Origin of the sequence: Kitasatospora sp. NPDC056651 (assembly GCF_042792155.1) — a bacterium.
Classification (GTDB): domain Bacteria; phylum Actinomycetota; class Actinomycetes; order Streptomycetales; family Streptomycetaceae; genus Kitasatospora.
In genome coordinates this window covers 1-3,821 of sequence record NZ_JBHTWX010000214.1, presented here as the reverse complement: position 1 = coordinate 3,821, position 3,821 = coordinate 1, and the positions used below count along the sequence as shown (strand labels likewise).

Sequence of the window (3,821 nt, the reverse complement as noted above, 5' to 3'; positions counted from 1 at the left end):
GCTTTTTGGTGGAGCCTAGCGGGATCGAACCGCTGACCTCCTGCGTGCAAGGCAGGCGCTCTCCCAGCTGAGCTAAGGCCCCAAAATGGATGGTGGGCCTAAATGGACTCGAACCATCGACCTCACGCTTATCAGGCGTGCGCTCTAACCAGCTGAGCTATAGGCCCATGACGATATAGAAATGGAGCGGGTGATGGGAATCGAACCCACGACATCAGCTTGGAAGGCTGAGGTTTTACCACTAAACTACACCCGCATTAAATTGTAAATGGTGAGCCATGAAGGATTCGAACCTTCGACCCTCTGATTAAAAGTCAGATGCTCTACCAACTGAGCTAATGGCTCTTCTACAAGAGACTTGAATATTATATCATATAAAAGTGGTGCCGGCAAGAGGACTTGAACCCCCAACCTACTGATTACAAGTCAGTTGCTCTACCAATTGAGCTACACCGGCAAGATGGTGGAGGATGACGGGCTCGAACCGCCGACCCTCTGCTTGTAAGGCAGATGCTCTCCCAGCTGAGCTAATCCTCCATAATTACACTAACGTGCAATTGCTTGGCGGCGTCCTACTCTCACAGGGGGAAACCCCCGACTACCATCGGCGCTAGAGAGCTTAACTTCCGTGTTCGGTATGGGAACGGGTGTGACCTCTCTGCCATCATCACCAAACTATGAAGGCATATTCCTTCAAAACTAGATAACATTGCTTCATATTATATGGTTAAGTCCTCGATCTATTAGTATTCGTCAGCTCCACATGTCACCATGCTTCCACCTCGAACCTATCAACCTGATCATCTTTCAGGGATCTTACTAGCTTGCGGAATGGGAAATCTCATCTTGAGGGGGGCTTCATGCTTAGATGCTTTCAGCACTTATCCCGTCCGCACATAGCTACCCAGCGATGCCCTTGGCAGAACAACTGGTACACCAGCGGTGCGTCCATCCCGGTCCTCTCGTACTAAGGACAGCTCCTCTCAAATTTCCTGCGCCCGCGACGGATAGGGACCGAACTGTCTCACGACGTTCTGAACCCAGCTCGCGTACCGCTTTAATGGGCGAACAGCCCAACCCTTGGGACCGACTACAGCCCCAGGATGCGATGAGCCGACATCGAGGTGCCAAACCTCCCCGTCGATGTGGACTCTTGGGGGAGATAAGCCTGTTATCCCCGGGGTAGCTTTTATCCGTTGAGCGATGGCCCTTCCATGCGGAACCACCGGATCACTAAGCCCGACTTTCGTCCCTGCTCGACTTGTAGGTCTCGCAGTCAAGCTCCCTTATGCCTTTGCACTCTACGAATGATTTCCAACCATTCTGAGGGAACCTTTGGGCGCCTCCGTTACACTTTAGGAGGCGACCGCCCCAGTCAAACTGCCCACCTGACACTGTCTCCCCGCCCGATAAGGGCGGTAGGTTAGAAGGTCAATACAGCCAGGGTAGTATCCCACCGACGCCTCCACCGAAGCTGGCGCTCCGGTTTCCAAGGCTCCTACCTATCCTGTACAAGCTGTACCAAAATTCAATATCAGGCTGCAGTAAAGCTCCACGGGGTCTTTCCGTCCTGTCGCGGGTAACCTGCATCTTCACAGGTACTATAATTTCACCGAGTCTCTGGTTGAGACAGTGCCCAAATCGTTACACCTTTCGTGCGGGTCGGAACTTACCCGACAAGGAATTTCGCTACCTTAGGACCGTTATAGTTACGGCCGCCGTTTACTGGGGCTTCAGTTCAGAGCTTCGCTTACGCTAACCCCTCTTCTTAACCTTCCAGCACCGGGCAGGCGTCAGCCCCTATACTTCGCCTTACGGCTTCGCAGAGACCTGTGTTTTTGCTAAACAGTCGCTTGGGCCTATTCACTGCGGCTTTCCGTTAAGAAAGCACCCCTTCTCCCGAAGTTACGGGGTCATTTTGCCGAGTTCCTTAACGAGAGTTCTCTCGATCACCTTAGGATTCTCTCCTCGCCTACCTGTGTCGGTTTGCGGTACAGGCACCTTTTATCTCGCTAGAAGCTTTTCTTGGCAGTGTGGAATCAGGAACTTCGCTACTATATTTCGCTCGCCATCACAGCTCAGCCTTATGGGAAACGGATTTGCCTATTTCCCAGCCTAACTGCTTGGACGCGGATATCCAATACCGCGCTTACCCTATCCTTCTGCGTCCCCCCATTGCTCAAATGGTGAGGAGGTGGTACAGGAATATCAACCTGTTGTCCATCGCCTACGCCTTTCGGCCTCGGCTTAGGTCCTGACTAACCCTGAGCGGACGAGCCTTCCTCAGGAAACCTTAGGCATTCGGTGGACGGGATTCTCACCCGTCTTTCGCTACTCATACCGGCATTCTCACTTCTAAGCGCTCCACCAGTCCTTCCGGTCTGGCTTCACAGCCCTTAGAACGCTCTCCTACCACTGTTCGAAGAACAGTCCGCAGCTTCGGTGATACGTTTAGCCCCGGTACATTTTCGGCGCAGAGTCACTCGACTAGTGAGCTATTACGCACTCTTTAAATGGTGGCTGCTTCTAAGCCAACATCCTGGTTGTCTAAGCAACTCCACATCCTTTTCCACTTAACGTATACTTTGGGACCTTAGCTGGCGGTCTGGGCTGTTTCCCTCTCGACTACGGATCTTATCACTCGCAGTCTGACTCCTAAGGATAAGTCATTGGCATTCGGAGTTTGACTGAATTCGGTAACCCGGTAGGGGCCCCTAGTTCAATCAGTGCTCTACCTCCAAGACTCTTACCTTGAGGCTAGCCCTAAAGCTATTTCGGAGAGAACCAGCTATCTCCAGGTTCGATTGGAATTTCTCCGCTACCCACACCTCATCCCCGCACTTTTCAACGTGCGTGGGTTCGGGCCTCCATTCAGTGTTACCTGAACTTCACCCTGGACATGGGTAGATCACCTGGTTTCGGGTCTACGACCACGTACTCATGCGCCCTATTCAGACTCGCTTTCGCTGCGGCTCCGCCTCTTCAGCTTAACCTTGCACGGGATCGTAACTCGCCGGTTCATTCTACAAAAGGCACGCCATCACCCATTAACGGGCTCTGACTACTTGTAGGCACACGGTTTCAGGATCTCTTTCACTCCCCTTCCGGGGTGCTTTTCACCTTTCCCTCACGGTACTGGTTCACTATCGGTCACTAGGGAGTATTTAGCCTTGGGAGATGGTCCTCCCGGATTCCGACGGAATTTCACGTGTTCCGCCGTACTCAGGATCCACTCAGGAGAGAACGAAGTTTCGACTACGGGGTTGTTACCCTCTACGACGGACCTTTCCAGGTCGCTTCGTCTACCTCGTTCCTTTGTAACTCCGTATAGAGTGTCCTACAACCCCAAGAGGCAAGCCTCTTGGTTTGGGCTAGTCCCGTTTCGCTCGCCGCTACTCAGGGAATCGCATTTGCTTTCTCTTCCTCCGGGTACTTAGATGTTTCAGTTCCCCGGGTCTGCCTTCTCATATCCTATGTATTCAGATATGGATACCACTCCATTACGAGTGGTGGGTTTCCCCATTCGGAAATCTCCGGATCAAAGCTTACTTACAGCTCCCCGAAGCATATCGGTGTTAGTCCCGTCCTTCATCGGCTCCTAGTGCCAAGGCATCCACCGTGCGCCCTTTCTAACTTAACCATTAAAAAAAGATCTTACAGATGCTTTGAAAAAAATTAATTGCCTTCTATCTATTATCTAGTTTTCAAGGAACAAGCTGTCCCAATCACAACGTGATTGTTTCATTGGTGGAGCCTAGCGGGATCGAACCGCTGACCTCCTGCGTGCAAGGCAGGCGCTCTCCCAGCTGAGCTAAGGCCCC

At 52.1% G+C, this 3,821-nt stretch carries 7 tRNA genes and 2 rRNA genes; all 9 read right to left on the bottom strand.

Going from position 1 to position 3,821, the window contains the following annotated elements:
• Positions 1-6: 6 nt before the first annotated feature.
• Positions 7-82: transfer RNA gene (locus ACFRAR_RS38380), tRNA-Ala, on the bottom strand.
• Between the two features lie 8 nt (positions 83-90).
• A tRNA-Ile gene (locus tag ACFRAR_RS38375) sits at positions 91-167 on the bottom strand.
• 15 nt (positions 168-182) lie between these two features.
• A tRNA-Gly gene (locus tag ACFRAR_RS38370) sits at positions 183-256 on the bottom strand.
• A gap of 13 nt (positions 257-269) precedes the next feature.
• Positions 270-345 (bottom strand) — tRNA-Lys (locus ACFRAR_RS38365).
• 36 nt (positions 346-381) lie between these two features.
• A tRNA-Thr gene (locus tag ACFRAR_RS38360) sits at positions 382-457 on the bottom strand.
• A gap of 4 nt (positions 458-461) precedes the next feature.
• Positions 462-537 (bottom strand) — tRNA-Val (locus ACFRAR_RS38355).
• Between the two features lie 22 nt (positions 538-559).
• Positions 560-675: ribosomal RNA gene (rrf, locus tag ACFRAR_RS38350) — 5S ribosomal RNA — on the bottom strand.
• A gap of 48 nt (positions 676-723) precedes the next feature.
• Positions 724-3,640, bottom strand: a 23S ribosomal RNA gene (locus ACFRAR_RS38345).
• Between the two features lie 105 nt (positions 3,641-3,745).
• Positions 3,746-3,821, bottom strand: a tRNA-Ala gene (locus ACFRAR_RS38340).